Source organism: uncultured Parasphingorhabdus sp. (assembly GCF_963975555.1).
Lineage (GTDB): Bacteria > Pseudomonadota > Alphaproteobacteria > Sphingomonadales > Sphingomonadaceae > Parasphingorhabdus.
Window position 1 is genome coordinate 75,604 of sequence record NZ_CAXBHH010000001.1, and the last position, 25,911, is coordinate 101,514.

At 57.5% G+C, this 25,911-nt stretch carries 24 protein-coding genes and 1 riboswitch; of the genes, 13 read left to right on the forward strand and 11 right to left on the reverse strand.

The window, feature by feature from the left end:
* Nucleotides 1-11 precede the first annotated feature (11 nt).
* From AAC060_RS00350 to AAC060_RS00370, 5 genes are read left to right on the forward strand one after another with little or no spacing between them, the layout of a single operon-like run.
* Entirely contained in the window at nucleotides 12-1,607 is a 1,596-nt protein-coding gene (locus AAC060_RS00350) for a TIGR01244 family sulfur transferase (RefSeq protein ID WP_339821557.1), read from the forward strand.
* Nucleotides 1,608-1,616: 9 nt separating this feature from the next.
* Nucleotides 1,617-3,386, forward strand: a complete 1,770-nt coding sequence (sulP, locus tag AAC060_RS00355) for a sulfate permease (protein WP_339821560.1) — start codon at nucleotides 1,617-1,619, stop codon at nucleotides 3,384-3,386.
* The gene (locus tag AAC060_RS00360; protein WP_339821561.1) at nucleotides 3,383-4,804 is read left to right on the forward strand and encodes a cytochrome ubiquinol oxidase subunit I; all 1,422 of its coding nucleotides are present in this window, start codon (nucleotides 3,383-3,385) and stop codon (nucleotides 4,802-4,804) included. The genes sulP and AAC060_RS00360 overlap by 4 nt, the downstream gene beginning before the upstream one ends.
* Nucleotides 4,801-5,805: a cytochrome d ubiquinol oxidase subunit II gene (gene cydB, locus AAC060_RS00365; protein ID WP_339821564.1), complete on the forward strand. Its 1,005-nt coding sequence runs from the start codon at nucleotides 4,801-4,803 to the stop codon at nucleotides 5,803-5,805. Before AAC060_RS00360 ends, cydB begins: the two co-directional genes overlap by 4 nt.
* On the forward strand, nucleotides 5,805-5,954 hold the full coding sequence (locus tag AAC060_RS00370) for a DUF2474 domain-containing protein (RefSeq protein ID WP_339821567.1): 150 nt from the start codon (nucleotides 5,805-5,807) through the stop codon (nucleotides 5,952-5,954). Before cydB ends, AAC060_RS00370 begins: the two co-directional genes overlap by 1 nt.
* A 23-nt stretch (nucleotides 5,955-5,977) precedes the next feature.
* Here AAC060_RS00370 and polA read toward each other — a convergent pair whose 3' ends face one another.
* Nucleotides 5,978-8,782 carry a DNA polymerase I gene (polA, locus tag AAC060_RS00375; protein ID WP_339821569.1) on the reverse strand — a complete coding sequence of 935 codons (2,805 nt, stop codon included), beginning with the start codon at nucleotides 8,780-8,782 and terminating at the stop codon, nucleotides 5,978-5,980.
* Nucleotides 8,783-8,820: 38 nt separating this feature from the next.
* On the reverse strand, nucleotides 8,821-9,681 hold the full coding sequence (locus tag AAC060_RS00380) for a GGDEF domain-containing protein (RefSeq protein WP_339821572.1): 861 nt from the start codon (nucleotides 9,679-9,681) through the stop codon (nucleotides 8,821-8,823).
* Between the two features lie 234 nt (nucleotides 9,682-9,915).
* Here AAC060_RS00380 and AAC060_RS00385 point away from each other — a divergent pair, with 234 nt between their 5' ends.
* Nucleotides 9,916-10,332 (forward strand): MAPEG family protein, encoded by a 417-nt coding sequence (locus AAC060_RS00385; RefSeq protein ID WP_339821575.1) that lies wholly within the window; start codon nucleotides 9,916-9,918, stop codon nucleotides 10,330-10,332.
* A 36-nt stretch (nucleotides 10,333-10,368) separates the two neighbouring features.
* Nucleotides 10,369-10,884: a DUF1993 domain-containing protein gene (locus AAC060_RS00390; RefSeq protein WP_339821577.1), complete on the forward strand. Its 516-nt coding sequence runs from the start codon at nucleotides 10,369-10,371 to the stop codon at nucleotides 10,882-10,884.
* Between the two features lie 7 nt (nucleotides 10,885-10,891).
* On the opposite strand, the gene AAC060_RS00395 is transcribed toward AAC060_RS00390, so the two are convergent.
* The gene (locus AAC060_RS00395; RefSeq protein ID WP_339821580.1) at nucleotides 10,892-11,611 is read right to left on the reverse strand and encodes a TonB family protein; all 720 of its coding nucleotides are present in this window, start codon (nucleotides 11,609-11,611) and stop codon (nucleotides 10,892-10,894) included.
* 86 nt (nucleotides 11,612-11,697) lie between these two features.
* A riboswitch (ZMP/ZTP riboswitch) is annotated at nucleotides 11,698-11,781 on the forward strand.
* A gap of 17 nt (nucleotides 11,782-11,798) precedes the next feature.
* Between AAC060_RS00395 and AAC060_RS00400 the strand changes: the two genes are divergently transcribed.
* Nucleotides 11,799-12,482, forward strand: coding sequence for a DJ-1/PfpI family protein (locus tag AAC060_RS00400; RefSeq protein WP_339821583.1), 684 nt, complete (start codon nucleotides 11,799-11,801; stop codon nucleotides 12,480-12,482).
* A gap of 51 nt (nucleotides 12,483-12,533) precedes the next feature.
* Nucleotides 12,534-13,748: an MFS transporter gene (locus AAC060_RS00405; RefSeq protein ID WP_339821586.1), complete on the forward strand. Its 1,215-nt coding sequence runs from the start codon at nucleotides 12,534-12,536 to the stop codon at nucleotides 13,746-13,748.
* On the opposite strand, the gene AAC060_RS00410 is transcribed toward AAC060_RS00405, so the two are convergent.
* From AAC060_RS00410 to AAC060_RS00435, 6 genes are all read right to left on the reverse strand, one after another.
* Nucleotides 13,745-14,749, reverse strand: a complete 1,005-nt coding sequence (locus tag AAC060_RS00410) for an NADP-dependent oxidoreductase (protein ID WP_339821589.1) — start codon at nucleotides 14,747-14,749, stop codon at nucleotides 13,745-13,747. The genes AAC060_RS00405 and AAC060_RS00410 overlap by 4 nt on opposite strands.
* Before the next feature lie 29 nt (nucleotides 14,750-14,778).
* Nucleotides 14,779-15,852 (reverse strand): MBL fold metallo-hydrolase, encoded by a 1,074-nt coding sequence (locus AAC060_RS00415; protein ID WP_339823745.1) that lies wholly within the window; start codon nucleotides 15,850-15,852, stop codon nucleotides 14,779-14,781.
* Nucleotides 15,853-15,873: 21 nt separating this feature from the next.
* Nucleotides 15,874-17,250 (reverse strand): L-serine ammonia-lyase, encoded by a 1,377-nt coding sequence (locus AAC060_RS00420; RefSeq protein ID WP_339821592.1) that lies wholly within the window; start codon nucleotides 17,248-17,250, stop codon nucleotides 15,874-15,876.
* A 15-nt stretch (nucleotides 17,251-17,265) separates the two neighbouring features.
* Nucleotides 17,266-19,113, reverse strand: coding sequence for a DUF885 domain-containing protein (locus AAC060_RS00425; protein ID WP_339821595.1), 1,848 nt, complete (start codon nucleotides 19,111-19,113; stop codon nucleotides 17,266-17,268).
* A gap of 132 nt (nucleotides 19,114-19,245) precedes the next feature.
* Nucleotides 19,246-19,533, reverse strand: coding sequence for a putative quinol monooxygenase (locus AAC060_RS00430; RefSeq protein ID WP_339821597.1), 288 nt, complete (start codon nucleotides 19,531-19,533; stop codon nucleotides 19,246-19,248).
* A gap of 25 nt (nucleotides 19,534-19,558) precedes the next feature.
* The gene (locus AAC060_RS00435) at nucleotides 19,559-20,578 is read right to left on the reverse strand and encodes a zinc-binding alcohol dehydrogenase family protein (RefSeq protein WP_339821600.1); all 1,020 of its coding nucleotides are present in this window, start codon (nucleotides 20,576-20,578) and stop codon (nucleotides 19,559-19,561) included.
* A 113-nt stretch (nucleotides 20,579-20,691) separates the two neighbouring features.
* On the opposite strand from AAC060_RS00435, the gene AAC060_RS00440 reads away from it, so the two are divergent.
* Nucleotides 20,692-21,591 (forward strand): LysR family transcriptional regulator, encoded by a 900-nt coding sequence (locus AAC060_RS00440; protein ID WP_339821601.1) that lies wholly within the window; start codon nucleotides 20,692-20,694, stop codon nucleotides 21,589-21,591.
* A 64-nt stretch (nucleotides 21,592-21,655) separates the two neighbouring features.
* Here AAC060_RS00440 and groL read toward each other — a convergent pair whose 3' ends face one another.
* Nucleotides 21,656-23,308, reverse strand: coding sequence for a chaperonin GroEL (gene groL / locus AAC060_RS00445; RefSeq protein WP_339821604.1), 1,653 nt, complete (start codon nucleotides 23,306-23,308; stop codon nucleotides 21,656-21,658).
* Nucleotides 23,309-23,355: 47 nt separating this feature from the next.
* Nucleotides 23,356-23,646, reverse strand: coding sequence for a co-chaperone GroES (gene groES / locus AAC060_RS00450; RefSeq protein ID WP_339821607.1), 291 nt, complete (start codon nucleotides 23,644-23,646; stop codon nucleotides 23,356-23,358).
* Between the two features lie 335 nt (nucleotides 23,647-23,981).
* Here groES and AAC060_RS00455 point away from each other — a divergent pair, with 335 nt between their 5' ends.
* The 3 genes from AAC060_RS00455 (at nucleotide 23,982) to AAC060_RS00465 (ending at nucleotide 25,908) form a co-directional block, all read left to right on the forward strand.
* A complete protein-coding gene (locus AAC060_RS00455) occupies nucleotides 23,982-24,263 on the forward strand; it encodes a DUF2282 domain-containing protein (protein WP_339823747.1) in 282 nt (93 codons plus the stop codon).
* Nucleotides 24,264-24,359: 96 nt separating this feature from the next.
* Complete coding sequence (locus tag AAC060_RS00460; RefSeq protein ID WP_339821609.1) at nucleotides 24,360-25,196, forward strand: DUF692 domain-containing protein; 837 nt, start codon at nucleotides 24,360-24,362, stop codon at nucleotides 25,194-25,196.
* Complete coding sequence (locus tag AAC060_RS00465) at nucleotides 25,180-25,908, forward strand: putative DNA-binding domain-containing protein (RefSeq protein WP_339821612.1); 729 nt, start codon at nucleotides 25,180-25,182, stop codon at nucleotides 25,906-25,908. The genes AAC060_RS00460 and AAC060_RS00465 overlap by 17 nt, the downstream gene beginning before the upstream one ends.
* Nucleotides 25,909-25,911 lie beyond the last annotated feature (3 nt).

Below are 25,911 nucleotides of genomic sequence, written 5' to 3' on the forward strand. Positions count from 1 at the left end.
AAGGATGTCCAATGACGAACAAGCCACAAATCACGAAGTTGAACGACGCTGTTAGCGTATCGCCGCAACTGGAGCTTGGCAATGTCACGGAACTGGCGAAAGCCGGCTTCAAATCGATCATCTGCAACCGGCCCGACGACGAGGCTGGCGACCATCCCCGTTCTGCTGCAGTGGCAAAAGCAGCGAAAGAATCCGGCCTGAAATTCGCATATGTCCCGGCAGTGTCCGGTGCGATCACCGATCGGGACGGCAGAAAAATGGCCGCAGCGCTGGCTGATCTTCCAGCGCCGGTCCTTGCCTATTGCCGGTCCGGTGCCCGATCGACCAAATTGACCGAAATGGCACAGGCCAAACCAGCGAAGACTCTATCAAAATCCAGCCGCTTCAACGTCGTCATCGTCGGCGGCGGCTCCGCCGGTATCGCGACCGCTGCCAGCATGCTCAAGCGGAACAAGACAATATCGCTCGCGATTATCGACCCGGCCGACGATCATTATTACCAGCCCGGCTGGACAATGGTTGGCGGCGGCGCCTTTTCTCCCGAATTCACGCACCGCAAGGAAAAGGATCTGATTCCTGCCCGCGCACAATGGGTAAAATCCGCGGTCAGTTCCTTTGACCCCGAGAATAACTCCGTTGCCACAGCCGACGGACAGGAAATCGGCTATGATGTGCTGATCGTCTGCCCGGGTATCAAGCTGGACTGGGAAGCCATTGACGGCCTGCCCGAGACGCTGGGGAAAAATGGCGTTACATCCAATTACCGTTTCGATCTCGCGCCTTATACGTTCGACCTGGTCAAACATATGACCGGCGGGACGGCCTTGTTCACTCAACCACCGATGCCGATCAAATGCGCCGGCGCGCCGCAGAAGGCGATGTATCTGTCCTGCAGCAAGTGGGAAAAGCAGGGCGTCCTGGGCAATGTCGGCGTTCAGTTCCACAATACGGGTGCAGTGCTCTTCGGTATCAAGGAATATGTGCCCGCCCTGATGGAATATGTGGAGCGATATGATATCCATCTGAAGCTTGAATCGAGACTGGTTGCTGTCGACGGTCCAGCGCAAATTGCAACATTCGAGCAGAAACGTGGCGAGGAAACCAAAAGGGTCGAGGTAAAGTTCGACATGATCCATGTCGTCCCGCCGCAAGTGGCTCCCGATTTTGTTCGATCCAGCCCGCTGGCCGCAGAAAGCGGTTTCGTCGATGTCGATCCAGCCACCCTGCGGCACAGCAAATATGCCAATATTTTCGCACTAGGCGATGCCTGCAACGCCCCCAATGCCAAGACGATGGCGGCCGTTCGCAAACAGGCGCCGGTCGTTGCCGTCAATGCTCTGGCCGCCCTAGAAGACAAGCCGCCTGTAGCCGATTATGACGGCTATGGCAGTTGCCCGCTGACCGTCGAACGCGGCAAGGTCGTGCTCGCCGAATTCGGCTATGGCGGTAAGCTGCTACCAAGCTTTCCAAACTGGCTGATCGACGGCACACGACCCTCGCGGCTTTCGTGGCTGCTCAAGGACACGATCCTGCCGCCGGTCTACTGGCATGGCATGCTCAAGGGCCGTGAATGGATGGTCAAGCCACACCGCATCGGCGCGGAATAAGCCAGCCCGATGAAAATATCCCGCTATTTGCCGATCCTCGATTGGGGCAGTCGCTATAACAGCACCACGCTGACCAACGACGGTGTCGCCGCAATCATTGTCACGATCATGTTGATTCCGCAAAGTCTGGCTTATGCCATGCTCGCAGGATTGCCGCCGGAGATAGGACTCTACGCCTCGATCCTGCCGCTGATTGCCTATGCGATATTCGGGACCAGCCGGACCTTGGCAGTCGGACCGGTGGCCGTGGTCTCACTGATGACCCTGACCGCCGCCAGCGCCATTGCGCCTCCGGGCAGCGCGGAGTTTATCGCGGCTGCCCTGGTCCTGGCGTTGCTCTCGGGCCTGTTCCTCCTGCTGCTCGGTATCTTCAAGCTCGGCTTTCTCGCCAATCTGCTCTCCCATCCGGTTGTCTCGGGCTTCATCACCGCCAGCGGTATCATCATCGCGACCAGCCAGCTGAAATCGATCTTCGGTATCAAGGCGAGCGGCGCGGCCATGCCCGAACTGGTTTCCACTATTGCCGCGACAATCGGCACCACCAATATACCGACGCTGATCATCGGCGTCTCCGCGACCGCCTTTCTCTTCTGGGTCCGCAAGGGGCTGAAGCCGCTGCTGATGCGTTTTGGTCTTCCCGCACGCCCGGCCGAGCTGATCGCCAAGGCCGGACCGATTGCCGCCGTCGCCGTCTCGACCATTGTAACGATCGCCTTCGGACTAGAGGCGCAGGGGGTCAAAGTGGTCGGCGATATCCCGCAGAGCCTGCCGCCCTTCTCGGTTCCGCTGGTCGATCTGGAGCTATGGAAAACGCTGGCGATACCGGCGCTGCTGCTCAGCATCATCGGATTTGTGGAGTCCGTCTCGGTCGGCCAGACTTTGGCAGCCAAGCGCCGTCAGCGGATCGATCCAGATCAGGAACTGATCGGCCTCGGTGCAGCGAATATCTCGGCGGCTTTCTCGGGTGGCTATCCGGTGACCGGCGGATTTGCACGGTCGGTAGTGAATTTTGACGCTGGCGCAGAGACACCGGCTGCCGGTGCCTTCACCGCGGTCGGGATCGCTTTGGCGGCGCTGTTTCTCACGCCGCTGCTCGCGTCACTTCCCATTGCTACTTTGGCCGCTACTATTATCGTTGCCGTGCTCAGTCTGGTTGATTTCAAAACCCCGCAAACCATCTGGCGCTATTCGAAAATGGATTTTGCCGCGATGGCGGCGACCATTGGTGTCACCTTGCTCGCCGGCGTCGAACCGGGCGTGATCGCCGGTGTCGGTCTAAGCCTGGCGCTTTTCCTGTGGCGCAGCTCGCGGCCCCATGCGGCGATTGTCGGCCGGGTTCCGGAGACCGAACATTTCCGCAACGTCAACCGGCACAAGGTTTTTACAGACCCCCGCATTTTGACAATCCGCATCGATGAAAGCCTGACCTATCTCAACGCGCGCTGGCTCGAAGAATTTATTCTCGAACAGGTCGCCGAACAGAAGAGCGTCCGCCACGTCATCTTGATGTGCTCGGCGGTCAATGCAATCGATGCCTCGGCGCTGGAAAGCATCGAGGCGATCAACCACCGGCTCGAGGATGGCGGCATTTCGCTGCATCTGTCCGAAGTCAAAGGGCCGGTGATGGACCGGCTGGAACAGTCACATTTTCTCGAACAATTGTCGGGCAAAATCTATCTTTCGCAAAACGAAGCTTATTCTGCTTTAATTGCAATTGCAGACAGCGAAGACAAAGCCGACAGTCCGGTTGATATTTGGAATGCAAGAGGCATGATATGATAGAAAATGATCTCGCCATCAATCTGGCGCGGGCGCAATTTGCGTTCACCATCAGCTTCCATTTCCTGTTCCCCGCCTTCACCATTGGCATCGCCAGCTATCTCGCGGTCCTGGAAGGCCTGTGGTTGAAAACCGATAACGGCGTATACGCCAATCTCTACCGCTACTGGCTCAAGATTTTCGCAGTCGTCTTCGCCATGGGCGTCGTGTCCGGTATCGTCATGTCCTATCAGTTCGGCACAAACTGGTCGGTCTTCTCCGACAAGGCCGGACCGATTATCGGGCCGCTCATGGCCTATGAAGTGCTGACCGCCTTTTTCCTCGAAGCCGGTTTCCTCGGCGTGATGCTGTTCGGCATCAACAAGGTGGGTCGCAAATTGCATTTCGTCGCTACACTGGCTGTCGCCATCGGCACCTTCATCTCCGCTTTCTGGATATTGTCGGTGAACAGCTGGATGCAGACGCCGGTCGGTTTTGCGATCAACGAAGTCGGGCAATATGTGCCGGCTGCCGGCTGGTGGGACATCATCTGGAATCCCAGCTTCCCCTATCGTCTGGTGCACACGGTGCTGGCGGCCTATCTGACCACCGCTTTCGCGGTCGGTGCAGTCGGTGCCTGGCATCTGCTGAAAGACAAGACCAACCCCGGCGCCCGCAAGATGTTCTCCATGGCTATGTGGATGGCGGCGCTGGTTGCGCCAACCCAGATATTCATGGGCGATTTGCACGGCCTCAACACGCTAGAGCATCAGCCGGCAAAGGTAATGGCCATGGAAGGCCATTTTGACAGCCATCCCGATGGTGCGCCGCTGATCCTGTTCGGCATTCCCAACAGCAAGGAAAAGCGGGTCGATTATGCCATTGAAATACCCAAGGCATCTTCGCTGATCCTCAAACATGATCTCAATGCGCCACTGGCCGGGCTTGATACGATTCCCGACAAGGACGAACCGCCGGTGGGCATCGTCTTCTGGTCGTTCCGGATCATGGTCGGGCTTGGCTTTGCGATGCTCGGCATCGGGCTGTGGAGCCTGCTCGCCCGGTCGCGCAAGAAACTCTATGACTGGCCTTTGTTGCACCGCGCGGCTCTGGTGATGGGGCCATCCGGCTTTATCGCCGTGCTCGCCGGCTGGGTTACGACCGAGGTCGGGCGCCAGCCGTTCACCATTTACGGCCTGCTGCGCACCAGCGAGAGCGCGGCACCGCTTGACGCCCCAGCAGTTGCCGCTTCATTACTGGCCTTTGTTGTCGTCTATTTCGTCGTCTTCGGCGCCGGCATTGTCTATTTGTTCAAGCTCGCCGCGAAACCGCCCGAAGCGCATGAACCGACGCCGGACGACGCCCCCATCCGTTCGGCAGGCATTACGCCTGCAGCGGCGGTGCTCGAAGGGGATCATGAAGAAGGAGCAGCGCCATGAACGGCATCGACCTGACCGTCATCTGGGCGGCGATCATCGCCTTTGCCGTTGTTGTCTATGTGATCATGGACGGCTTTGATCTCGGCATCGGCATATTATTCCCCAATTTCAAGGTCGGCACAGACCGCGATACGGCGATGAACAGCATCGCGCCGGTCTGGGATGGCAATGAGACCTGGCTGGTATTGGGTGGCGGTGGCCTGTTGGCCGCTTTCCCGCTGGCTTATGCGATCATCTTGCCTGCGCTCTACGCACCATTGATCGCCATGTTGCTGGGACTGGTATTACGTGGCGTAGCTTTCGAGTTCCGCTGGCGCGATCCGTCGCACAGGGCGCGCTGGGACTTCGCCTTTACCGCCGGATCGGTGATCGCGACCTTCGCGCAGGGAATCACGCTCGGCGCACTGCTTCAGGGTATTACGGTCGAAGGCCGCGCTTATGCCGGCGGCTGGTGGGAATGGCTGACGCCGTTCAGCCTGCTCACCGGTTTTGCGCTACTGGCCGGCTATGCATTGCTCGGCTGCTGCTGGCTCATCTGGAAAACCGAAGGCCCATTGCAGCGTCAGTGCTACAGCTATGCCGGCCGCCTCGGTATCTTGCTGCTGATCGCGATCGCCGTGGTCAGCGCCGCAACACCATTCCTCGAGGAAGAATATTATAGCCGCTGGCTCGCCTATCCCGGCGTCATCGCAACCGCACAAATTCCTCTCGCGACGCTGGTCATCTCGGTACTATTTTTCCGCAGCCTGTCCAAACGGCAGGAAGCCGCACCCTTCTTCTACGCGCTCGGACTATTCGGGCTGTGTCTCGTCGGCCTTGCGGTCTCGATGTGGCCCGATGTGATCCCCGGCCGGATCACGATCTGGGAAGCGGCGGCCCCTTATGAGAGCCAGATATTCATGCTGGTCGGCGCGGGCATCATGGTGCCGGTCATTCTCGCTTATACCGCGTGGGCCTATTGGGTGTTCCGCGGCAAGGTCGGATCGGACGGTTACCACTAGTGGCTTTTGATCCGCTCTCGTCCAACGGCAAAACTGCCGATGGCGCGCCCTTGCCCAAGCGCCTGCTCTGGATGCTGGCTTATTGGGCGATGGGCGTGGCGGTCGTCGGTACGGTCGGCTATTTCATCCGCTTCTGGATCAAGACCTGAGGCCGGACCGTTCCGCTATCCGCTTAGTGCGCCTCATCCCAGCTCTTGCCCGTCCCGATATCCACATCCAGCGGCACCGATAATTTCACCGCCGGTTCCGCCGCGCCCGACATCGCAGAACGGATCACCGCACTGGCGGCTTCCACATCACCCTCGGGCAATTCGAAGACCAGTTCATCGTGGACCTGCATCAACATCTGGACCTTATCCAGTCCCGCTTCGGCCAGCGCAGGCAGCATCCGCGCCATCGCTCGCTTGATGATGTCGGCGCTGGTGCCCTGAATCGGCGCGTTGATCGCAGCGCGTTCACTGCCCTGCCGTTCGGCCTGATTGGGGGACTTGATCCGCTCGAACCAGGTCTTGCGGCCGAATAAGGTCTCGGTATAGCCGGTTTCGCGAACCGACTGCAGCGTCTTGGAAATATATTGATTGATACCCGGGAACCGCTCGAAATAAGTATCGATCATCGCCTGCGCTTCGTCGGGATCGACCTCCAGTCGCTTGGCCAGGCCCCAGCGGGAGATACCATAGAGAATCGCGAAATTGATCGTCTTGGCGCGGGCGCGTGCGTCGCGGTCTTCGGCGCCAAACAATTCCCGTGCGGTGCGGTTATGAATATCCTCGCCGTTCGCGAAAGCATCCTTCAATGTCTCGACATCGGCGATATGCGCGGCCAGCCGGAGTTCGATCTGGCTATAATCGGCAGCCAGAATGACATTGCCTGGCGCGGCAACAAAAGCCTGCCTTATCTGCCGACCGATCTCGGTGCGGATCGGGATATTCTGCAGATTCGGTTCGGTCGAGGACAGCCGCCCGGTCTGAGCGCCGCTCAGACTATAGGACGTGTGAACACGTCCGGTCTTCGCATTGATCTGCTCCTGCAGCGCATCGGTATAGGTGGATTTCAGCTTCGCCAGCTGCCGCCAGTCGACGATCTTTTGCGCAATCGGTTCGCCATCACCGGCCAGCCGTTCGAGCACGGTTACATCGGTCGAATATTGTCCCGACTTGCCCTTCTTGCCGCCCTTCAGACCGAGCTTCCCGAACAGGATTTCTCCGAGTTGCTTGGGACTGCCGATGGAAAAGGGTTCACCGGCCAGCTCGTGAATTTCCAGTTCCAGCTTTGCCATTTCCTCGGCGAATGTCTTCGACAGTCGCGCCAGTTCTTCGCGGTCAACCAGCACGCCGGTGGCTTCCATCCCGGCAATCACCGGAACCAGCGGTCGGTCAACCATCTGATAGACGCGGGTCGCCCGTTCCGGGACCATCCGCAAGCGCAGGATTTCCCAGAGGCGGAGCGTGACATCGGCATCTTCTGCGCCATATTCGGTCGCCTTGTCGAGCGGTACTTCGGCGAACCCGATCGCCTTCTTGCCGGTGCCGGTGATCGATTTGAAGCTGATGCATTCATGGCCGAGATGCAGTTTGGACAGTTCGTCCATGCCGTGGCCGTGCAGACCGGCATCGAGATTGAAGCTCATCACCAAAGTGTCGTCGAAAGGCGCGATCCTGATGTCATGCTGGGCCAGTACGCCCATATCATATTTCAGATTCTGCCCGACCTTGAGCACCGCGTCATCCTCGAGCAACGGCTTCAGCTTCGCCAGCGCTTCATCGAGACCGATCTGCTCCGGCGTCTCGCCGAACATGTCGCCGCTACCGTGGCCGAGCGGGATATAGCAGGCCTCGTTGGGTCCGGTGGCCAGACAAACGCCAACAACGCGCGCCGTCACGCTTTCCAGACTGTCCGTCTCCAGATCGACCGCGCAGACGCCCTGTTCGGTAGCGCGCGCGATCCACTGGTCGAGCGCTGCAACCGTTTGCACACATTCATATTTTGACCGGTCAATCGCAGGGGCATCTGGCATTTTCACAGCATTCGAGGCTGCGGCATCATCCGCAACATCGGGATTTTGCGGCTCGGCATGGCCGTCCCCACCCAGCTTCTTCAGCAGGCTGTTGAACCCGTGATCGGCTAGAAATTCGCGCAGCGGCGCGTCGGGAATATCCTGGATCAGGAAGCTCTCGAGCGTATCGGGCAGCGGGCAATCCTCCCGCAAAGTCACCAGCACCCGCGACAGCCGCGCCTGTTCGGCAAATTCGATCAGATTATCGCGCATCTTCGATTTCTTCATCTCCGGCGCAGCAGCCAGCACGCTTTCGATGTCGCCAAATTCGTTGATCAGCTTCGATGCGGTTTTCGGTCCGATCCCGGGCACGCCAGGGATATTGTCAGAACTGTCGCCCATCAAACCAAGCACATCACCCAGCTTTTCCGGCCCGACACCAAATTTCTCTTCAACCGTAGCGCGGTTCATTCGGGCATTTTTCATCGTGTCGAGCATGTCGACCCGGCCTTCATCATTGGGCTCGATCAGCTGCATCAGATCCTTGTCGGACGACACGATCGTGACCTTCCAGCCCTCCGCCAGCGCCGCCTTGGTATAAGAGGCGATCATGTCATCCGCCTCGACATTCTCTTCCTCGATCAGCGGCAGCGAGAAAGCGCGTGTGGCATCACGGATCATCGGAAATTGCGGCCTCAGGTCTTCCGGCGCTTCCGGTCGGTTGGCCTTATACTGATCGTAGAGATCATTGCGGAAACTGGTGCCCGCCTTGTCCAGCACCACCGCCATATGAGTCGGGCCGTCGGCCTTGTTGAGTTCGTCGGCGAGTTTCCACAACATGGTGGTATAACCATAGACCGCGCCGACCGGCTCACCGCGGATATTGGTCAGCGGCGGCAGACGGTGATAGGCGCGAAAAATATAGGCCGATCCGTCAACCAGATAGAGATGGTTGGGTTTGCTGTCTGAAGTGTTCGTCATAGCGGCCAGCACTAGCAGCGCCAGCAGCCTTCGTCATTTCAAATCCCGCGTGGTCGTAAATTTGATGTCGACATTATAAAGTTCGCAGCACGCGGTTTTTCACGGCCCGGGACAGGACTGGCGCGCATACCCGGTTCGAACATGACAACCCGGTTACGCCCGCTCCGTTTGGCAGAAAATAGCGCCGCGTCGGCATTCTCCATGAGGACCGAACGCGCCTGATGCGGGTCAATGCCGGTTACGCCGATGCTGACCGTGATCACATGGCGCATATTGCGACTGGGCTCGAAAATCATATTCTCGATCTCGTAGCGGAGCATCTCTCCGATAATCTGCCCCTCTGGCACGCTTGTCTCGGGCAGAAATACGCCGAACTCCTCACCGCCAATACGGCCGATCAGATCATTTTTGCGCAAAACATTGCGGAATATCTTGCCGAGCATCTTCAGCGCCTGGTCCCCTACGGGATGACCGAAATTGTCGTTGATATCCTTAAAATGGTCAACGTCGATGAGCATCAGTACATTGCTATTCTGATCCGTCCGCAATTTATCAACCCGGCCAAAAAAGCTGTCGCGGTTGAGCAGACCGGTCATGCCGTCGAAATTGGCCCGCAGTTCGAGCGCCTTGTTGGTCCTGCGCAATTTTTTCTGCGCTTCCTTAAGCCTGTTGGCCAGTTCGATAAGCTTGAAACGCTGTCTGGAGGTATAGAGGCCCAGCGGAATAGTGATCCCCCAGGGGATGATTATCGCCATGCTCAAAGCCTGCCAGAACCGGTCGTCCATCCCGAAAAATAGCAGATATAGCGATCCGGTGAACGTGAACGACAGCAGCACTGCGATCGCCGAGATGATGGCGGTCTGCCGGACTGGCGACAAATTATGAAGGATTGCGTTCATGAAACCCTTCAATAGCCCGAATAGGTTGAACGCTAGTGCAAGCGCATGGTTAACGCTCCGTTTCCATATGCCGCTGAATATGTCCCAAACTGGGTATCAATATGGATATATTGCAATCGGCGCGTGGCCTTCGCAACGCGGGCTGTGGAGTATTTCCCTGCCCGCTAATAGGCTTGCACTCCTCGCCCAACTGCCTCAGGTTCCAGAAGATAATAGCAACCGGGAGATTGCCGAATGACCATACCGATTATCGCGGCTGTTGCCGGAGCCGTGCTCATCATCCTGCAGGCGCTGTTGATGATCCTTGTCGGCATACACCGCATCCGAAACCGCATCAACCTGGGCACGGGCGACGATCCGGCGCTGGAACGCAAAATCCGTCGTCATGGCAATCTGGCGGAAAATGCAGCCCTGTTCATCGTCGTACTGGCGCTGGCCGAGATGACCGTGGTTCCAAATGATATTGTTGCAATCATCGCTCTCATATTCATCGCGGGCCGTATCTTGCACGCAATCGCCCTGTCGACCGTCGCCGGATCGCATGGCGCCGAAAAGGGCAAGATTTTCCAGGCCTTCCGGGCGATTGGCGCCTTCGCTACCTTCGGCAGCTTCATCGCGCTGGGCGGCTACCTGCTCGCCGGCATATTCTAGATATTCACGCTCAACCCGATTTTGGAAAGAACCACTATGACCACATCTCTCTCCCATATTCTCAAAGGTTCGGCCGCTCAGGCGTTTCGCGGCCTGACCAATATTCTCACCAAGGCCAAGGCAACGGCGGAAGCCGCCGGAACCGCAGAAGAGGCCTATCTGAGCGGGCGCCTGTTCCCGGACATGAGCGACCTGAAATGGCAAGTGCAAATGATCACCGAATTTGCCGTTCGCGGGGCAGCGCGGATGAGCGGCACAGCACCTGATGCCCTGCCCAACATGCCGATGGAAGGCGATACATTTGATGCGCTCATCGCCCGTATCGACGAATGTGCAGAAAAAATCGCAGCCACGGATGATTCCGCTATCGATGGCAATGCCGATTTGAAAATCTCCATGCCGGTCGGTCCGGGAAAGACGATGGACTTGGACGGCGAGACCTATGTGCTCAGCTTCTTCCTGCCCAATCTGTTTTTCCACGTCACCACTGCCTATAACCTGCTGCGTATGCAGGGCGTAGCGATCGGCAAACGCGATTATATGGGGATGTAAGTCTCTATCAGTCCGCCCGCTGCGGACCGCGACCGTCCTGCCACCATTCCTGCAGCCAGCCATAAGGGCGGGCCACCGGTCGGCCACGCGCGTCCCGCGCCGGTTCGAAGCGGAAGCGTTGTTCGATCAACCGGCAGGTGGTCGCGTCAAGTGCGGGATGGCCGCTCGACTGCCGAACAGTGCAATCGCTTGCACGGCCATCAACCCCAACCGTAAAATGCGCCACGACGTTACCACGATTCCCCGATTTCCAGACCGAACGCGGGATGTCCTTGCGGGCTATTGTGCCGGACAGGTGGCGTGGACCGGAGGCTATGCCTCCACCCCCGAAACCGTCGCCCTGCCCGCCGCTGCCGAAGCCGGAACCCGGCCGGTCGGAAGCACCGGCGTCATTTTCATTTCCCAATCCTGCAATCGGTGCGGCAACCACCGGTGAGATTATCTCCAGTTTGACCAGCGGTTCAGGCGCGACAATCTGGGTCGCTTGAGCCTTCAGATTTTCGGGCGAAGCCGCCTGTTCCTCCGCTTCGGTCGGCTGCTCTTCCGGAACCGGTTCTGGTGGTGGCGGAGCAGTTATATTGATGACTTTGAAACCTGCGGACACGGTTTTCGCCATATCCGTCCCCAGGCCGCTCACCAGCGCATAGCCGATAGCGGCATGAATGATGACCACGGCAAAAAGTGATTTCGCGCGATCTGACCAGCCATCTTCCGTTCTATATTTCATGTCCGGACCATAGCATGGAACCGATGAATATTCGCTGGCAAGGACGCAGGTCCTGATTGATCTCGCAGATAAACAGCATTAGACTGGCCTCTGACCGTGACTGGCGAGAACAAGACGGGATACCATCGGGGAGCGGACATATTTTATAGCCGATCGCCTGGGCATCTCTCGAATCTGGAGTAGCCCCATGACCGATAGCCCAAAGCCCTTCCACATCGTCTTCCTGCTGTTTGACGGCATCACCCAACTCGATTTTACCGGTCCTGCGCAGGTGCTCTGCCGGATTCCTGGTGCCGTGGTCCACACGGCGGCCAAAACAATCAAGCCGATACAGACCGATAGTGGTTTCGCCATTCTCCCCTCGACCAATTTTGCTGATTGCCCGCAAGCCGATCTGCTCTGCGTCCCCGGTGGTTTTGGCATCAGAGATGTGATTCAGGATGATAGCACCCTGCAATTTTTGCGCAATCAGGCCGCCGGGGCCAAATATGTGACGTCGGTTTGTACGGGTTCGCTGGCGCTCGGCGCGGCGGGCTTGCTCGAAGGCAAACGCGCGACCAGCCATTGGGCCTATACCCTTCTACTGGAAAAATTCGGCGCCACGTATGAAAAAGCCCGCGTGGTCAAAGATGCCAATGTCATCACGGCGGGCGGCGTGACATCCGGCATCGACTTTGCCTTGACGGTTGTCGCGGAAATAGCCGGGCAACAGGTGGCCGAAACGATCCAGCTCAGTCTGGAATATGATCCGCATCCGCCTTTCAACAGCGGCCATCCCGATGTCGCCGATCCCGATACGCTCGCCGCGCTGCTGGATCGGGTTTATGACAAGCAGGCAGCCGATCTGGCAGATATTATTGATAGGCTATAATACCGAATTTTGTTTTCCGCCTAAGCAGTTATCGCGTAGGCGCAGACCGAAATGAGCAATCCCGAATCCATTGAAAGCAACCCGCCCGCCCGGATCAGCGAGCTCAAGCTTTTCCTGTTCGCGCTATCCTCTGCGGCGGTGGTGGCCAATGCCTATTATATTCATCCGCTGATCACGCCGGTTGCCGAAGAATTCGGCGTCAGCGGCGCGACCATCGGGCTTGCTCCGGCGCTCAACCAGATAGCGCTCGCGCTGGGCATATTGTTGCTGCTGCCACTCGGCGACCGGATCAACAACCGCAAGCTTGTAACGATATTTGTCGCCGGGCAATTTCTGGCGATGCTGGCGATGGCGCTGTCGGGAAGCTTCACAACATTTGTCGCCGCTTCTTCCCTGCTCGGCTTTGTCACCATCGCGCCCTATCTGCTGCCCGCTTATGTGACCCGGCGGGTTGCTCCCGGACGTATCGGCCATGTTACCGGGATCATGACCGCCGGCGTGACCCTGGGCATATTGGGCAGCCGGGTCGGCGGCGGTCTGCTCGGCCATTATTTCGGCTGGCGCTCGGCCTATTGGGTCGGCGCTGCGTGCATGGCATTTCTGGTCATTCTCCTGCCTTCGATCATGGAGCGCAGGCAGGACGAGGAACCTTCCGGCGTCGAGCCGCCGCGTTATGGGGAACTGCTCCGCTCGCTCTGGCCGATCATGAAGTCCCTGCCGGAGGTACCGCTGGGCGGGCTGATACAGGCGCTTTCCTTCGGGCTGTTTCTGGCGATCTGGCTGGCGGTAGGCCTGCATTTGCCGCGCAATGGCTATGGCGTCGATACGGTTGGCTATCTGGCGATCATCGCCATCGTCAATGTGCTGGGTTCACCCTTTGCCGGCCGGCTCGCCGACCATATCGGGGCCGAACGGGCTCGCATCTATTTCTCCCTCTCTCAGCTGATTGGCGTTTGCCTCCTTCCCTTTGCCGGTCAAAATCTCTGGCTTCTGGTGATCGCGATAATTTTCAACAGCATCGGCGGAGCATCGGTCGATATTTGCAGCCGCACAATATTGTTCAGCCGCGCACCGGAAATCCGGACCCGGCTGATGACCATCTATATCGTCATCATGTTTATCGGCGGCGGCATATCGAGCTGGCTCGGCGCCGCTACTTATGAATATGCCGGCTGGTCGGGCATTTCGATCATGGCCATATGCTATGCGCTGACCATCATGGGGCTGTCGCTGTGGGGCTTGCGCTTCCGGCAAGACAAGGCCTAGATTTTTACCAGTACCTTGCCGATATTGCCGCCAGTGAACAATTTTGCATAAGCGGTCAGGACGTTTTCAATGCCATCGGTGACATCGAAGGGCGTATCGATCAGCCCCTGTTCGAGCCACGTCTTGAGATCCTCCGTCAGCCGTTCGCCCTGATCCGCGAAATCGGGCGAGAAAAAGCCTTCGATGCGTAGTCGCTTCATCAATATCTGGTCGAAATTCTCCGGTCCCCGACCGCGCCCGTCGCCTTCATATTGCGCGAGCAGACCACAAAGCGCGATCCGGCCATAAAGTGCCATATTGGGCAGAACGGCATCCAGTATCGGCCCGCCGACATTATCAAAATAGGCGTTGATGCCGCCTTCGACCTTGGCCAGCTGGGCGGCAATATCGTCATTCTTGTAATCAATCGCCCTAGTGATCCCGAGCTCTTTCTCCAGCCACCGGCATTTGTCCGGGCCACCAGCCAGACCATAGACATTCGCGCCCAATATCTTCGCAATCTGGCAAGCCAGCAAACCGGTTGCACCGGCCGCTGCCGAGACCAGCACATTGTCGCCAGCCTTCACGCCCGCGGTTTCCTGCACACCCCAGAGCGCCGTCCATCCGTTGAAGCCGAGCACGCCGAAATGCTGTTTGATATCGGTGATACTGTCATCGACCTTCATCAGGCCGGCGAGTTCCGGTTGCAGCACGCTATATTCGGCCCATTGCCCGAAACCGCGCACCAGATCGCCCTCGGCAAAGCCGTCATGGCGCGAAGCGGCGACATGACCGAGCACCAGCCCGACCATCTTGGTGCCCAGTTCAAGCGGCGGCTGATAGCTGTCCTCGCGCTCGGTCATCCACATGCGTGTGCCCGCGTCCATCGACAGATAGGCCGCCCTGACCAGCACCTCGCCATCGGCAAGCTCTGGCGTCGCTTCGCTTTCCAGCGATAGCGAGCCCGAGACATCCTGCGCTTCGGGACGGTTGTTCAATTGCCAGAATCGATTTGTGGTCACGGGTGCTTCCTCCTTGGATTGCCCCCGAATTAAAGCAAATCGTCCTGTCCGATACTATCCTTATTGGCGGGAAGGCTGAACAGCATGCCGTCCTTGCCCAGCACTGTCGGACCATCATAGGCGCTATTCATGCCTTTCATGAAATAGGCGTCGAGATAGTCGAGCGGCAGCGCCGGCACGATATGCGACAGGACCAGCATCTTTGCCTTGGCCGCACTGGCGGTTTGTGCGGCCTCCACCGGTGTCGTGTGATAGTCCGGAATATCCGCCATTATCTTGACCAGCCGCTTGCGGCCGACTTTTTCAAGAGCGGTTTCCATCGTGCCCACCATCTCGGCATTCAACACTTCGTGGACCAGCAGATCGCAGCCGTTGCAGATTTTCGCGACAATCGGCAATTTGACCGTATCGCCGCTGAACACAACCGAGCGGCCCTTATAATCGAAGCGATAGCCGACTGCGGGCGCAATCGGTTTGTGGTCCACCGAAAATGCGGTGATCTTGATACCGCCCTTTTCGTAGACCACCATCTCTTGCTGGCCCTCGGGCATGGAAAATGGTTGGGCCGCGCCACCCGCACCGGTCAGCGACATTGTCGCTTTGCCATGATGGGCGATGCGATATTGCACATCGGCAGCATAAGCGGCGTTCAGCCCGTCGACGATCACCTCAACGCCCTCCGGCGCAATCACCGGCAACGGCGCTTCCCGGCCACCGCCAGCCCAGCGCTGCAGCATCAGTTCGCCCATGCCGTCGATATGATCGCTGTGAAAATGGGTTAGCAACAAGGCTTCGGTCGCGCCCGGATTGAGCCCCATCAGACCCAGATTACGCACCGCGCCGCCACCGATATCGACAATGAACATCTTGCCATCAATGATCACCGCCGAACAGGGACCGGCCCGCGTCGGGTCGGGCAACGGCGAACCGGAACCGCAAAGCGCGACATTGATGCCATCGGGCAGATCACCGATGACATCGCGCGCCACCGCTTTTTCCACCGCGCTGGCAAAAAGCCGCTTGCCAATTTGCTCCTGAAACAGAAGGCTAGCGGCAACGCCGATCAGCACCAGAACCAACAAACCTATGCCGAGCTTCTTCATCAATATCCTCTCCCGTTCCGGTCAGCATTCCACCAAATTGACGGCAAGTCCACCTTGCGAGGTTTCCTTGTAGCGCTCCGACATATCGAGACCGGTCTTGCGCATGGTTTCAATGACTTCGTCGAGACTGACCCGGTGGGTACCATCGCCGAGAATTGCCAGCCGCGCCGCTTCGATCGCCTTGACCGCGCCGACCGCATTGCGTTCGATACAGGGCACCTGGACCAGGCCACCGACCGGATCGCAGGTCAGGCCGAGATTATGCTCCATGCCGATCTCGGCCGCATTTTCAACTTGCAACGGACTTCCGCCCCATGCTGCCGTCAGGCCGGCTGCGGCCATCGAACAGGCGACACCGACTTCACCCTGACAGCCGACTTCGGCGCCGGAAATCGAGGCATTTTCCTTGAACAGCGATCCGATCGCGGCGGCGGTCAGCAGGAACGTTTCCACACCCGCTTCATCGGCCTTGGGCGCGAATCTTTGATAGAAGCGCAGCACCGACGGGATGATTCCGGCGGCCCCGTTGGTTGGTGCGGTTACCACCTTGCCACCGGCGGCATTTTCCTCGTTCACTGCCAGTGCCCAGAGATTGACCCAGTCCAATATGGTCAGAGGATCGGACAAGGCGCGTTCCTGCCGCTCCATCAACCGTGCGTGGATCAGCGGCGCGCGGCGCTTTACCCGCAGGCCGCCGGGCAGAATACCGCCCTGCAATATCCCGCGATCTATACAGGCGGACATCGCATCGGCAATGGCGCGGATACCGGCGCTGGTCTGCTCATCTGGCTGACGGGTGCGTTCGTTGGCACGCATGATATCGGCGATCGATATATTCTCGTCTGCCGTAATTTTAAGCAAGTCCGCGCCCGAACAGAAAGGATAAGGCACATCCCACAGGCCGCTTTCCGGATTGTTGCTGCCGATCTGGTCCTCGTCGAGAATCGCGCCGCCGCCGACCGAATAATAGACACGGGTTGCGACCAGTTCGTCGCCGCTGAACGCGTTGAACCGCATCGCATTGCTGTGGAAATCGAGCCGTTTCTTCTGGTCGAAGATCACATCACCGGCTTCATCGAATGCAATTTCATGGGCGTCGTTCAGGCGAATCCGGTTCGATTTCCGGATTTTCCCAATCAGCAGATCCGCTGCATCGGGCTCGATATGCTCGGGTCGCTGGCCACTGAGACCGAGCAATATCGCCCGGTCGGTCGCATGGCCCTTGCCGGTCAGCGCCAGAGAACCGAACAGCAATGTCTCGAGCCGGGTGACCTCGCCCAGCCTGCCACTATCGGCAACGCGCTCGACAAATTGCGCCGCTGCCAGCATCGGTCCCATCGTATGAGAACTCGACGGCCCGACGCCGATCTTGAACAGTTCAAACGTGCTGCAGACCATAGCCTATCCTGATTTTTACGAACCAAGCGTTTCGGCGATCCACTGGTCGACCCGCTGTTCCAGGATGCCGAGCGGCAATGCGCCGCCGCCAAGAATCACATCGTGGAAACTGCGGATGTCGAACTGGTCGCCCAGCTGCTCCTGCGCCCTTGCCCGCAACTCGAGGATTTTTATCATCCCGATCTTGTAGCTGGTTGCCTGGCCCGGATTGACCAGATAGCGGCGCACTTCGGAACGCACCGCCGCTTCCGGGATCGAGCTATTGGCAAGGAAATAGGCGACCGCCTGTTCCTCGCTCCAGCCCTTGCTGTGCAATCCGGTATCAACCACCAGCCGGATCGCCCGCCAGATCTCACTGGTGAGCCGGCCGAACTCGGAATAGGGATCGGCATAGCCGCCCATTTCCTTGGCGAGCTTCTCCGAATAGAGGCCCCAGCCTTCGCTGTAAGCGGTATAGCCCGCCTGGGTGCGGAAGACTGGGATGCCGGTCAGTTCCTGGGCAATCGAAATCTGCATGTGATGGCCAGGCAGGCCCTCGTGATAGGCGATCACTTCCAGCGTCGGGATCGGCATGGCCCGCATGTCGGAGAGATGGGCATAATATATGCCGGGCCGCGAACCGTCGGGCGTGCCACTGCGATAATGCTGGGCTGCGCCATCGCGTTCGCGGAAGGATTCGACGCGGCGCACCTCCAGATCGGCCTTTGGAAGTATACCGAAATAGTCAGGCAATTTCAGTTTCAGCGCCTCGATATGTTCCTTGGCCGCCGCGATATATCGATCCGCTCCGGCATCGTCGTCGGAGAAATAGAATTGATCGTCCTCGCGAATGAATTTGAAAAATTGCTTGAGATCGCCATCAAACCCGACCTTGCCCTTGATCGCTTCCATATCGGCACGCAGCCGTGTCACTTCTGCCAGGCCGAGATTGTGAATCTCGTCGGCGGTCAGCTTCGTCGTCGTCTGGTTGGCGAGGCGATAATCATAATAAGCTTTCCCGTTCGCCAGAGCGCCTGCCCCTTTCGGCTCGGCATCGCTGTTGGGGAGATCTGCTTCATACCAGGCGATAATCCTCTGATAGGCAGGTGCAAATGCGTCGGTCAGGGCGGTGCGCGCCTGGCCACGCAGAACTTCTGCCCGCGCTTTGCTGATCACCTTCTTGTCGACCAGTCCCTGCAATTTCTCGTCGGTTGCGACCCACATCGCCGATGGTTTGCCGTCGTCAAAGGGCGCGCCGCTGATGATTTTGCGCGACTGGTCGATCACACCCTCATAGGCAAAACGAGGCGGACGAGTTCCCGCGGCTGCGTTGGTTTTCGCGCGATCAAGCAATTGATCGAGAGCCACCGCGACACCGGACAGGCGCTGTATAAAGCCGAGCATATCCGCTTCGGATTCGACCTTGTGCGTATTGATCAGAAAGGTCGGAAAGAAAGATTGCAGGCCATTATGCTGATGCAGCGCGTAGCGATTGGTCCGGTACGCCAGACCGGCTTCGGCCTGTTCCAGATTATAGACCCAGATATCATAAGAGATTTTCGCATCCTGCGAGAGCTTCTCATAATCGAAACGGCTTTTCATCTCCGCAACAGCAGCGCGTTTCCAGGCGAGTTCCCGATCCGCACCTTCATCACTATAATCGTCGATCAAACCATAATTGGTTTTGCGCCCGAGAAATGTCTGTTCGATCGGACTGAACGCGATCTCTTCCTCATATTTTTCGTCGAACCACTGGTTGATGCGATCGGTCTCGCTCGCCGCTTCGGTTGAGCCTAGCTCTGTTGCCGCCGCCGCTGGCACCATCGGAAGAGTAGCCAGCCCGCTCAGTAACGTTGTGCTGAAAAGAAAAAACCGGATCCGCATATTCATTCATCCTGTCATTGTGATTTTCAATAACGCCTCCATTGCACAAGTGACGGGTTTTGGAAATGCATCTAGCGACCACAAACAAGGGGCCGGAAGTTTCCTTCCAGCCCCTTCTTCTATCCAGAAATTCTAGCCCATTTCGGTCATCTCGTAGAGTGTGAACTCGGCAACCGCTCCGGCGGTCTTTTCGGACCAGCGCTGCAATCCCGGCCCTTGCATATGGTCCTGCCAGAGTTCCCGGCTTTCCCATTGTTCCTGAAACATGAAATGGTTCGGGTCGAGATTATCCTGATGGAGGATATAGGCGATGCAGCCTTTTTCGGCTCGGGTCGGCGCGAGTAGAAGATTGAGTTCGGCGATCACCAGATCGCGTTTCTCGGCTACGGCGTGGATATGGGCGTTGATTACCAATGTCATTCTATGTCCTTTTCGTCGGGTTATTTCAGGAACCGAAATTCTCGAGCACGATCTTGCCGGTCGCCCGTCCGGTTTCCAGCAGGGCATGCGCCTTGCGGAGATTCTCGGCATTGATCGGCGTGAATATTTCGCTGACCGTCGACCGGATTCTGCCCGCATCAATTTCGTCGGCGACATAGCTGAGCAATTTATGCTGTTCGATCATGTCCGGCGTCTGGAACATCGAGCGGGCGAACATGAATTCCCAGACCAGACCGGCGGCCTTGGTCTTCAGCATATCCTGGCTTAGCGGCTTTTCATTTTCGACAATTGTCACGATCAGTCCCTGTGGCCGGATCAGGTCGGTAACCGCATCCCAGTGACCGTCAGTATGGTTGAAGATCGCAATATGATCGACATATTGCAGCCCCAGCGCCTCGACCTGCGGGCGTAGTGGTTCTCGGTGATTGATCACATGATCGGCGCCAAGGTCGCGGACCCACTGCGATGTTTCTTCGCGGGAAGCGGTTGCTATCACTGTCAGACCTGCGGCTTTTGCCAGCTGGATCGCAATAGAGCCAACCCCGCCAGCGCCGCCGATGATCAATATCGTCTCGCCCTTGTTGCCGCCGTCACGGTCGATACCCAGCCGTTCGAAAAAGGCTTCATAGGCGGTGATCGTGGTCAGGGGCAGAGCGGCTGCCTCGGCGAAGCCGAGCGTTTTCGGTTTGCGGCCGACGATGCGCTCGTCAACAAGCTGATATTCGGCATAGGCACCGGACCGGGTAATATCGCCGGAATAATAGACTTCGTCACCGGGGCTGAACAGGGTCACGTCCGTACCGACGCTCTCTACCACACCTGCGGCATCCCATCCTAGAATGCGGGGTGTTTCTTCGACACCATCTTTGGGCGCGCGAACCTTCACATCAACCGGATTAACGGCGATAGCATGGATCTTGACCAATATATCCCGGCCGCTGGCAACGGGCTTGTCGAACTCAACATCGACCAGCGATTCCGGATTTTCGATGGGTAGATAGCGGGTGAGACCGATGGCTTTCATTACATATTTCCTTTTTCTGATGCCGGCGTTCCGACTGTGTGCTCCGCTATATAATATTCATCAGACAGAATAATTGGTTGATTATTGAAATCACTATTTGATATATCCGAATAATGGATTGGGACCTTCTATCGCTGCAGCTATTCCTCCGGGTCGCCGCGTTGCGGGCCATCGGCAAAGCGGGTGAAGAATTCGGCTTTTCGCCGGCTACGGCAACCCAGCGCCTACAGGCTCTAGAGGCGAGTCTTGGTGTCAGCTTGCTCAATCGCACCACGAGATCGGTCACATTAACGCTGGATGGCGAGCGTTTCCTGACCCACGCCAAGGGGATTATCGATGCGGTGGAAGAAGCGCGGCTGGACATCTCGGGCGGCGAGACCCGGATCAAGGGTCTGCTGCGGGTCACCGCGTCATCGACCTTCGGTCATCGCTATATCGCTCCGCATATCGCCGAATTCATGGCCGATCATCCCGAAGCGGAAGTGCAACTGCATCTGTCGGACAATGTCGTAGATATTGTCGAGCAGGGCTACGATCTTGCTATCCGGGTCGGTGCGCTGGCACCATCTAGTCTGCGGGCACGCAAGCTGGCGGAAAGTCCCCGAGCGCTCGTTGCCTCGCCAGAATATCTTGCGAAGCGCGGCTCTCCCGGAGATCTCGATGATCTGAAAAATCACAATTGCATAATGCAGGGCGGCGGTCAGAACTGGCTGTTTCAACTGCCGGACAAACGGCAAAAGAAGATCGCAATCTCGGGATCGTTCCAGACCAATAGCGGTGAAGCAGTGGCAATCGCGGCACTGGATGGCCTCGGAATCGCGATGAAGTCCTTATGGGACGTTCAGGACCATCTCGAGTCCGGCCGTCTGAAAATCCTGTTACCCGAACTGCGCATTCTGCCGGACTGGGACATATGGGCAGTACGACCTGCTTCGCCCGTCCTGCCCGCACGAACAAAATTATTCACCAGCTTTCTCGAGGAAAAGTTCAAAACCCTGCCAAAGCGACCATGAAAAAGGGCCGGAAGTTTCCTTCCAGCCCCTCTTGTTTGGTTCAGCCGTAGCTGGGTGGTTGGGTTTAGAAGCCCATTCCGCCCATGCCGCCGCCCATGCCGCCCATGTCGGGCATGCCGCCACCGGATTTGTCGTCTGATGGCGTTTCTGCCACAGCCGCTTCGGTGGTGATCAGCAGACCGGCAACCGAGGAAGCGTCCTGCAATGCTGCACGAACAACCTTGGTTGGATCGATGACGCCAGCTTTGACAAGGTCTTCATAAACATCGGTCGATGCGTTGAAGCCGAATTCCTTGCTCTTCTGGTCAAGCATCTTGCCAGCAACAACCGCGCCGTCAAAGCCCGCATTTTCAGCGATCTGACGAACCGGAGCCTGCAGCGCCTTACGAACGATGTCGATGCCGCGGGTCTGGTCGTCGTTGACGCCTTCAAGGCCTTTGAGAGCCGAAGTAGCATAGAGAAGCGCAGCACCGCCGCCTGGGACAATGCCTTCTTCAACAGCAGCACGGGTTGCGTGCAGCGCGTCGTCGACACGGTCTTTCTTCTCTTTCACTTCAACTTCGGATGCGCCGCCGACCTTGATCACGGCAACACCGCCAGCGAGTTTCGCCAGACGTTCTTGCAGTTTTTCTTTGTCATAGTCGGAAGTGGTGTTTTCGATCTGGTTACGGATCGCTTCAACACGCGCCTTGATGTCGCTCTTCTTGCCAGCGCCGTCGACGATCGTGGTATTGTCTTTGTCGATCGTGACATTCTTGGCTTCACCGAGCATGTTCAGCGTAACGCTTTCCAGCTTGATGCCGAGATCTTCGGAGATCATTTCGCCCTTGGTCAGGATCGCGATATCTTCGAGCATCGCTTTGCGACGATCGCCGAAACCAGGAGCCTTGACCGCTGCGATCTTGAGTCCGCCGCGCAACTTGTTGACTACCAGAGTAGCCAGCGCTTCGCCTTCAATATCTTCAGCAATGATCAGAAGCGGACGGCCGGCCTGAACAACAGCTTCCAGGATCGGGAGCAATGGCTGCAGGTTGGTCAGCTTCTTTTCGTGGATCAGGATGTAAGGATTTTCGAGGTCCGCAATCATCTTGTCCGGGTTGGTGATGAAGTAAGGAGACAGGTAACCGCGGTCAAACTGCATGCCTTCAACAACTTCAAGTTCAAAGTCGAGACCCTTGGCTTCTTCAACCGTGATCACGCCTTCTTTGCCGACTTTTTCCATCGCTTCAGCGATTTTCTCGCCAACTTCGCGATCGCCATTGGCGGAGATAATGCCAACCTGGGCAATTTCTTCGGTGCCCTTGACGTCTTTCGAACGTTTCTTGAGATCCGCAACCACGGCTAGAACCGCCTGGTCGATACCGCGTTTCAGATCCATCGGGTTCATGCCGGCAGAAACGGATTTCATGCCTTCCTTGACGATGGCCTGAGCCAATACGGTAGCAGTGGTGGTGCCGTCGCCAGCAACATCATTGGTTTTCGATGCAACTTCACGAAGCATCTGTGCGCCCATATTTTCGAACTTGTCTTTCAGTTCGATTTCCTTGGCAACCGAAACACCGTCCTTGGTGATGCGCGGTGCGCCAAAGCTCTTGTCGAGCACAACATTACGGCCTTTGGGGCCGAGGGTTACTTTAACGGCATCAGCCAGCGTATTCACACCCTTAAGGATGCGTTCGCGGGCGTCGCGGCCAAATTTTACGTCTTTAGCAGCCATGATATTTTCCTCTGCTTAGTTGATTGAAATTATGTTCGGGGAAGCGCTTACTTCTCGATAATGCCGAGAATATCGCTTTCCTTCATGATGATCAGCTCTTCGCCGTCAACGGTGACTTCCGTGCCGGACCATTTGCCGAACAGGATCTTGTCGCCTTTTTTAACGTCAAGCGCTGTGGTCTTGCCGTTATCGTCTTTCAGGCCGTTGCCGACTGCGACAACTTTGCCTTCTGATGGCTTTTCTTGAGCACTATCCGGAATGATGATGCCGCCCGCGGTCTTTGCGTCCGCTTCTACGCGGCGCACCAGTACACGGTCATGTAATGGACGAAATTTCATAGATTTCCCTTTCTTGTCCCATCCAAATCTCTTCATGCCAACGGTTTGCCGCCGACCGGAAGAGCAGAATATATGTGAATTAGCACTCTCTACTTCCGAGTGCTAACAGGCCCCATGTAGTAGTTATTCATCGGTCGTCAAGGGAAAGGGCGGAAAATATTTCTTCGCATTTTTGTTGGATTTCCTAGGCATTCCGATTCGCTTCACCACCAATCCACGCTGTTTGATCGCTGCGGTGTAACCGGATCAAGGGGCTGGGCGAATGTCAGTGTGAGCCCGCTTCGGCAGGTTCGGACTAGTTCCCCCAATTTCAAGAAGGAAATATTATGTCATTGATGAAAACAACCGCTGCAGCCGCGACCCTGGCCGCCTTTGCCAGCCTTTCCCTTTCCGCCACCGCTGCAGAGGCGGCCGGTGCCAAGGAAAAATGCTATGGCGTCGCGCTCGCCGGCAAGAATGATTGTGCGGCCGGTCCGGGTACCAGCTGCGCCGGAACATCCACTGCCGACTATCAGGGCAATGCCTGGAAAATGGTTGCCAAAGACAGTTGCGTTAAAATCGGCGGCACGCTGACCGCGCACAAGGGCAATGCGAAACCGGTTCCCAAAAAGGGCTGAGTGCGCTAAATTCCGTGGATGCCCGCAATTCCTGATCCTCACGTTTCGTCGGCCCTGCCTGTGCCGCGCTCCCTCCCTCCCATGGGTGGCATAGGCTTGAAATCGGTACATTATAGCAATGTACTCGATGACAATGCGGCTACGAAACGCCCAAGCTGGGTTGAGGTTCATCCACAGAATTACTTCGGCGATGGCGGTCCGGCACACCGCTGGCTCACCGCCATCGCCGGGGTCTATCCCCTGAGCTTTCACAGCGTCGGCCTGTCCCTCGGCAGCGCAGACGGCCTCAACACCGATGACCTCGAAAAGATCGCCGCGCTCTGTGACCGCTATCAGCCGGCAATGGTTTCCGACCATCTCAGCTGGAGCGGCAATGCCCATGACCGCTACCCCGATCTGCTGCCAATCCCCTATACCCGGGAATGCCTCGATCATTTCTCGGCGCAAATCGCCAGAGTGCAGGACCGGCTGAAACGCCCGATCCTGATCGAAAACCCCTCCCGCTATCTCAGCTATAGACAGGACGAGATGAGCGAGACCGACTTTATCTCGATCCTATGCAAAGAAGCGGGATGCGGCCTGCTGTTCGACATCAACAATGTCGAGGTGACCGCGACCAATGTCGGCCTCGACATGGACGCCTATATCGACGCCATCGATCCGGGAATCGTCGGCGAAATCCATCTCGCTGGCCACGCGACCGAACGCCATGACAGCGGCCCGCTGCTGATCGACGATCACGGCTCGATCGTCAGCGATATCACCTGGGCCTTGTATCGCCGCTTCATCGAGCGGGCCGGCCCGATTGCCACGTTGATCGAATGGGACACGGATATTCCCGAATATGATGTGCTGATGGCGGAAGTCGGTAAAGCGAATGTCATATTGGCCGCTCCCCTGTCAGAGGAGCCACGTCATGCCCTCGCTCGCTGAAGACCAGTCACGCTTCATCGCCTGCCTGCAAAAGGGACCAGCCCATTTTCCCGATGATATGTTTGCGGAGGACAGAGCCCGCGCGCTGCTCGGTCTCAAGGCGCACGCCAATACCATTTCCCACGCCCGGCTGGTCGCGCTCGAAAATGCCTTTCCGAAATTGCACGAGCATATGGGCCATGACAGATTTCACAACCTGTCGCGCGACTATGTCGAACAGGATCATATCCTGACCTGCGATCTCAACATGATCGCGGCCGGATTCGCCGATTTTCTGACGGGCCGAAAATGCGACGGAACCGAAACAGACCTTGCCCGCGTGGAATGGGCCTGGATCGAAAGCTATCACGCAGCGGAGGCGGATCCGATGGCGCTGGGCGACATCGCCACGCTGGACGAAGCAAGCCTGCTCGGCTTTGCCATCGAAGCCCATCCTGCCATGCGGTTGATTGATCTGACCGGTGCGCTGTCACCACAGCTCGCCGAACTGGGCCCGAATACGCCTCATGCTCTGCTGGTAGCCCGCCCCGAAGCACAGGTATTATTCCATCCCCTGACCGGGACCGAATATGATATTGCCAGAAAAATAACGGATATTACGACTCTGGGTAACCTTTTGGACGCAGCGCTCGAACTGAGTGATGAAACATCCGCCATGCAGCATATCGTGACGTTGATAGAAGCAGGCGTACTGACAAGGTCCAGGGGATAAAAA

What these genes read in the sequence shown, in the direction of transcription:
- AAC060_RS00395 (WP_339821580.1), bottom strand. Translation starts at nt 11,611, where the DNA reads ATGAAATATAGAACGGAAGATGGCTGGTCAGATCGCGCGAAATCACTT.
- sulP (WP_339821560.1), top strand. Translation starts at nt 1,617, where the DNA reads ATGAAAATATCCCGCTATTTGCCGATCCTCGATTGGGGCAGTCGCTAT.
- AAC060_RS00420 (WP_339821592.1), bottom strand. Translation starts at nt 17,250, where the DNA reads ATGGTCTGCAGCACGTTTGAACTGTTCAAGATCGGCGTCGGGCCGTCG.
- cydB (WP_339821564.1), top strand. Translation starts at nt 4,801, where the DNA reads ATGAACGGCATCGACCTGACCGTCATCTGGGCGGCGATCATCGCCTTT.
- AAC060_RS00455 (WP_339823747.1), top strand. Translation starts at nt 23,982, where the DNA reads ATGAAAACAACCGCTGCAGCCGCGACCCTGGCCGCCTTTGCCAGCCTT.
- AAC060_RS00430 (WP_339821597.1), bottom strand. Translation starts at nt 19,533, where the DNA reads ATGACATTGGTAATCAACGCCCATATCCACGCCGTAGCCGAGAAACGC.
- AAC060_RS00385 (WP_339821575.1), top strand. Translation starts at nt 9,916, where the DNA reads ATGACCATACCGATTATCGCGGCTGTTGCCGGAGCCGTGCTCATCATC.
- groES (WP_339821607.1), bottom strand. Translation starts at nt 23,646, where the DNA reads ATGAAATTTCGTCCATTACATGACCGTGTACTGGTGCGCCGCGTAGAA.
- AAC060_RS00350 (WP_339821557.1), top strand. Translation starts at nt 12, where the DNA reads ATGACGAACAAGCCACAAATCACGAAGTTGAACGACGCTGTTAGCGTA.
- AAC060_RS00435 (WP_339821600.1), bottom strand. Translation starts at nt 20,578, where the DNA reads ATGAAAGCCATCGGTCTCACCCGCTATCTACCCATCGAAAATCCGGAA.
- AAC060_RS00440 (WP_339821601.1), top strand. Translation starts at nt 20,692, where the DNA reads ATGGATTGGGACCTTCTATCGCTGCAGCTATTCCTCCGGGTCGCCGCG.
- AAC060_RS00425 (WP_339821595.1), bottom strand. Translation starts at nt 19,113, where the DNA reads ATGCGGATCCGGTTTTTTCTTTTCAGCACAACGTTACTGAGCGGGCTG.
- AAC060_RS00405 (WP_339821586.1), top strand. Translation starts at nt 12,534, where the DNA reads ATGAGCAATCCCGAATCCATTGAAAGCAACCCGCCCGCCCGGATCAGC.
- AAC060_RS00390 (WP_339821577.1), top strand. Translation starts at nt 10,369, where the DNA reads ATGACCACATCTCTCTCCCATATTCTCAAAGGTTCGGCCGCTCAGGCG.
- AAC060_RS00415 (WP_339823745.1), bottom strand. Translation starts at nt 15,852, where the DNA reads ATGAAGAAGCTCGGCATAGGTTTGTTGGTTCTGGTGCTGATCGGCGTT.
- AAC060_RS00465 (WP_339821612.1), top strand. Translation starts at nt 25,180, where the DNA reads ATGCCCTCGCTCGCTGAAGACCAGTCACGCTTCATCGCCTGCCTGCAA.
- polA (WP_339821569.1), bottom strand. Translation starts at nt 8,782, where the DNA reads ATGACGAACACTTCAGACAGCAAACCCAACCATCTCTATCTGGTTGAC.
- AAC060_RS00400 (WP_339821583.1), top strand. Translation starts at nt 11,799, where the DNA reads ATGACCGATAGCCCAAAGCCCTTCCACATCGTCTTCCTGCTGTTTGAC.
- groL (WP_339821604.1), bottom strand. Translation starts at nt 23,308, where the DNA reads ATGGCTGCTAAAGACGTAAAATTTGGCCGCGACGCCCGCGAACGCATC.
- AAC060_RS00360 (WP_339821561.1), top strand. Translation starts at nt 3,383, where the DNA reads ATGATAGAAAATGATCTCGCCATCAATCTGGCGCGGGCGCAATTTGCG.
- AAC060_RS00380 (WP_339821572.1), bottom strand. Translation starts at nt 9,681, where the DNA reads ATGAACGCAATCCTTCATAATTTGTCGCCAGTCCGGCAGACCGCCATC.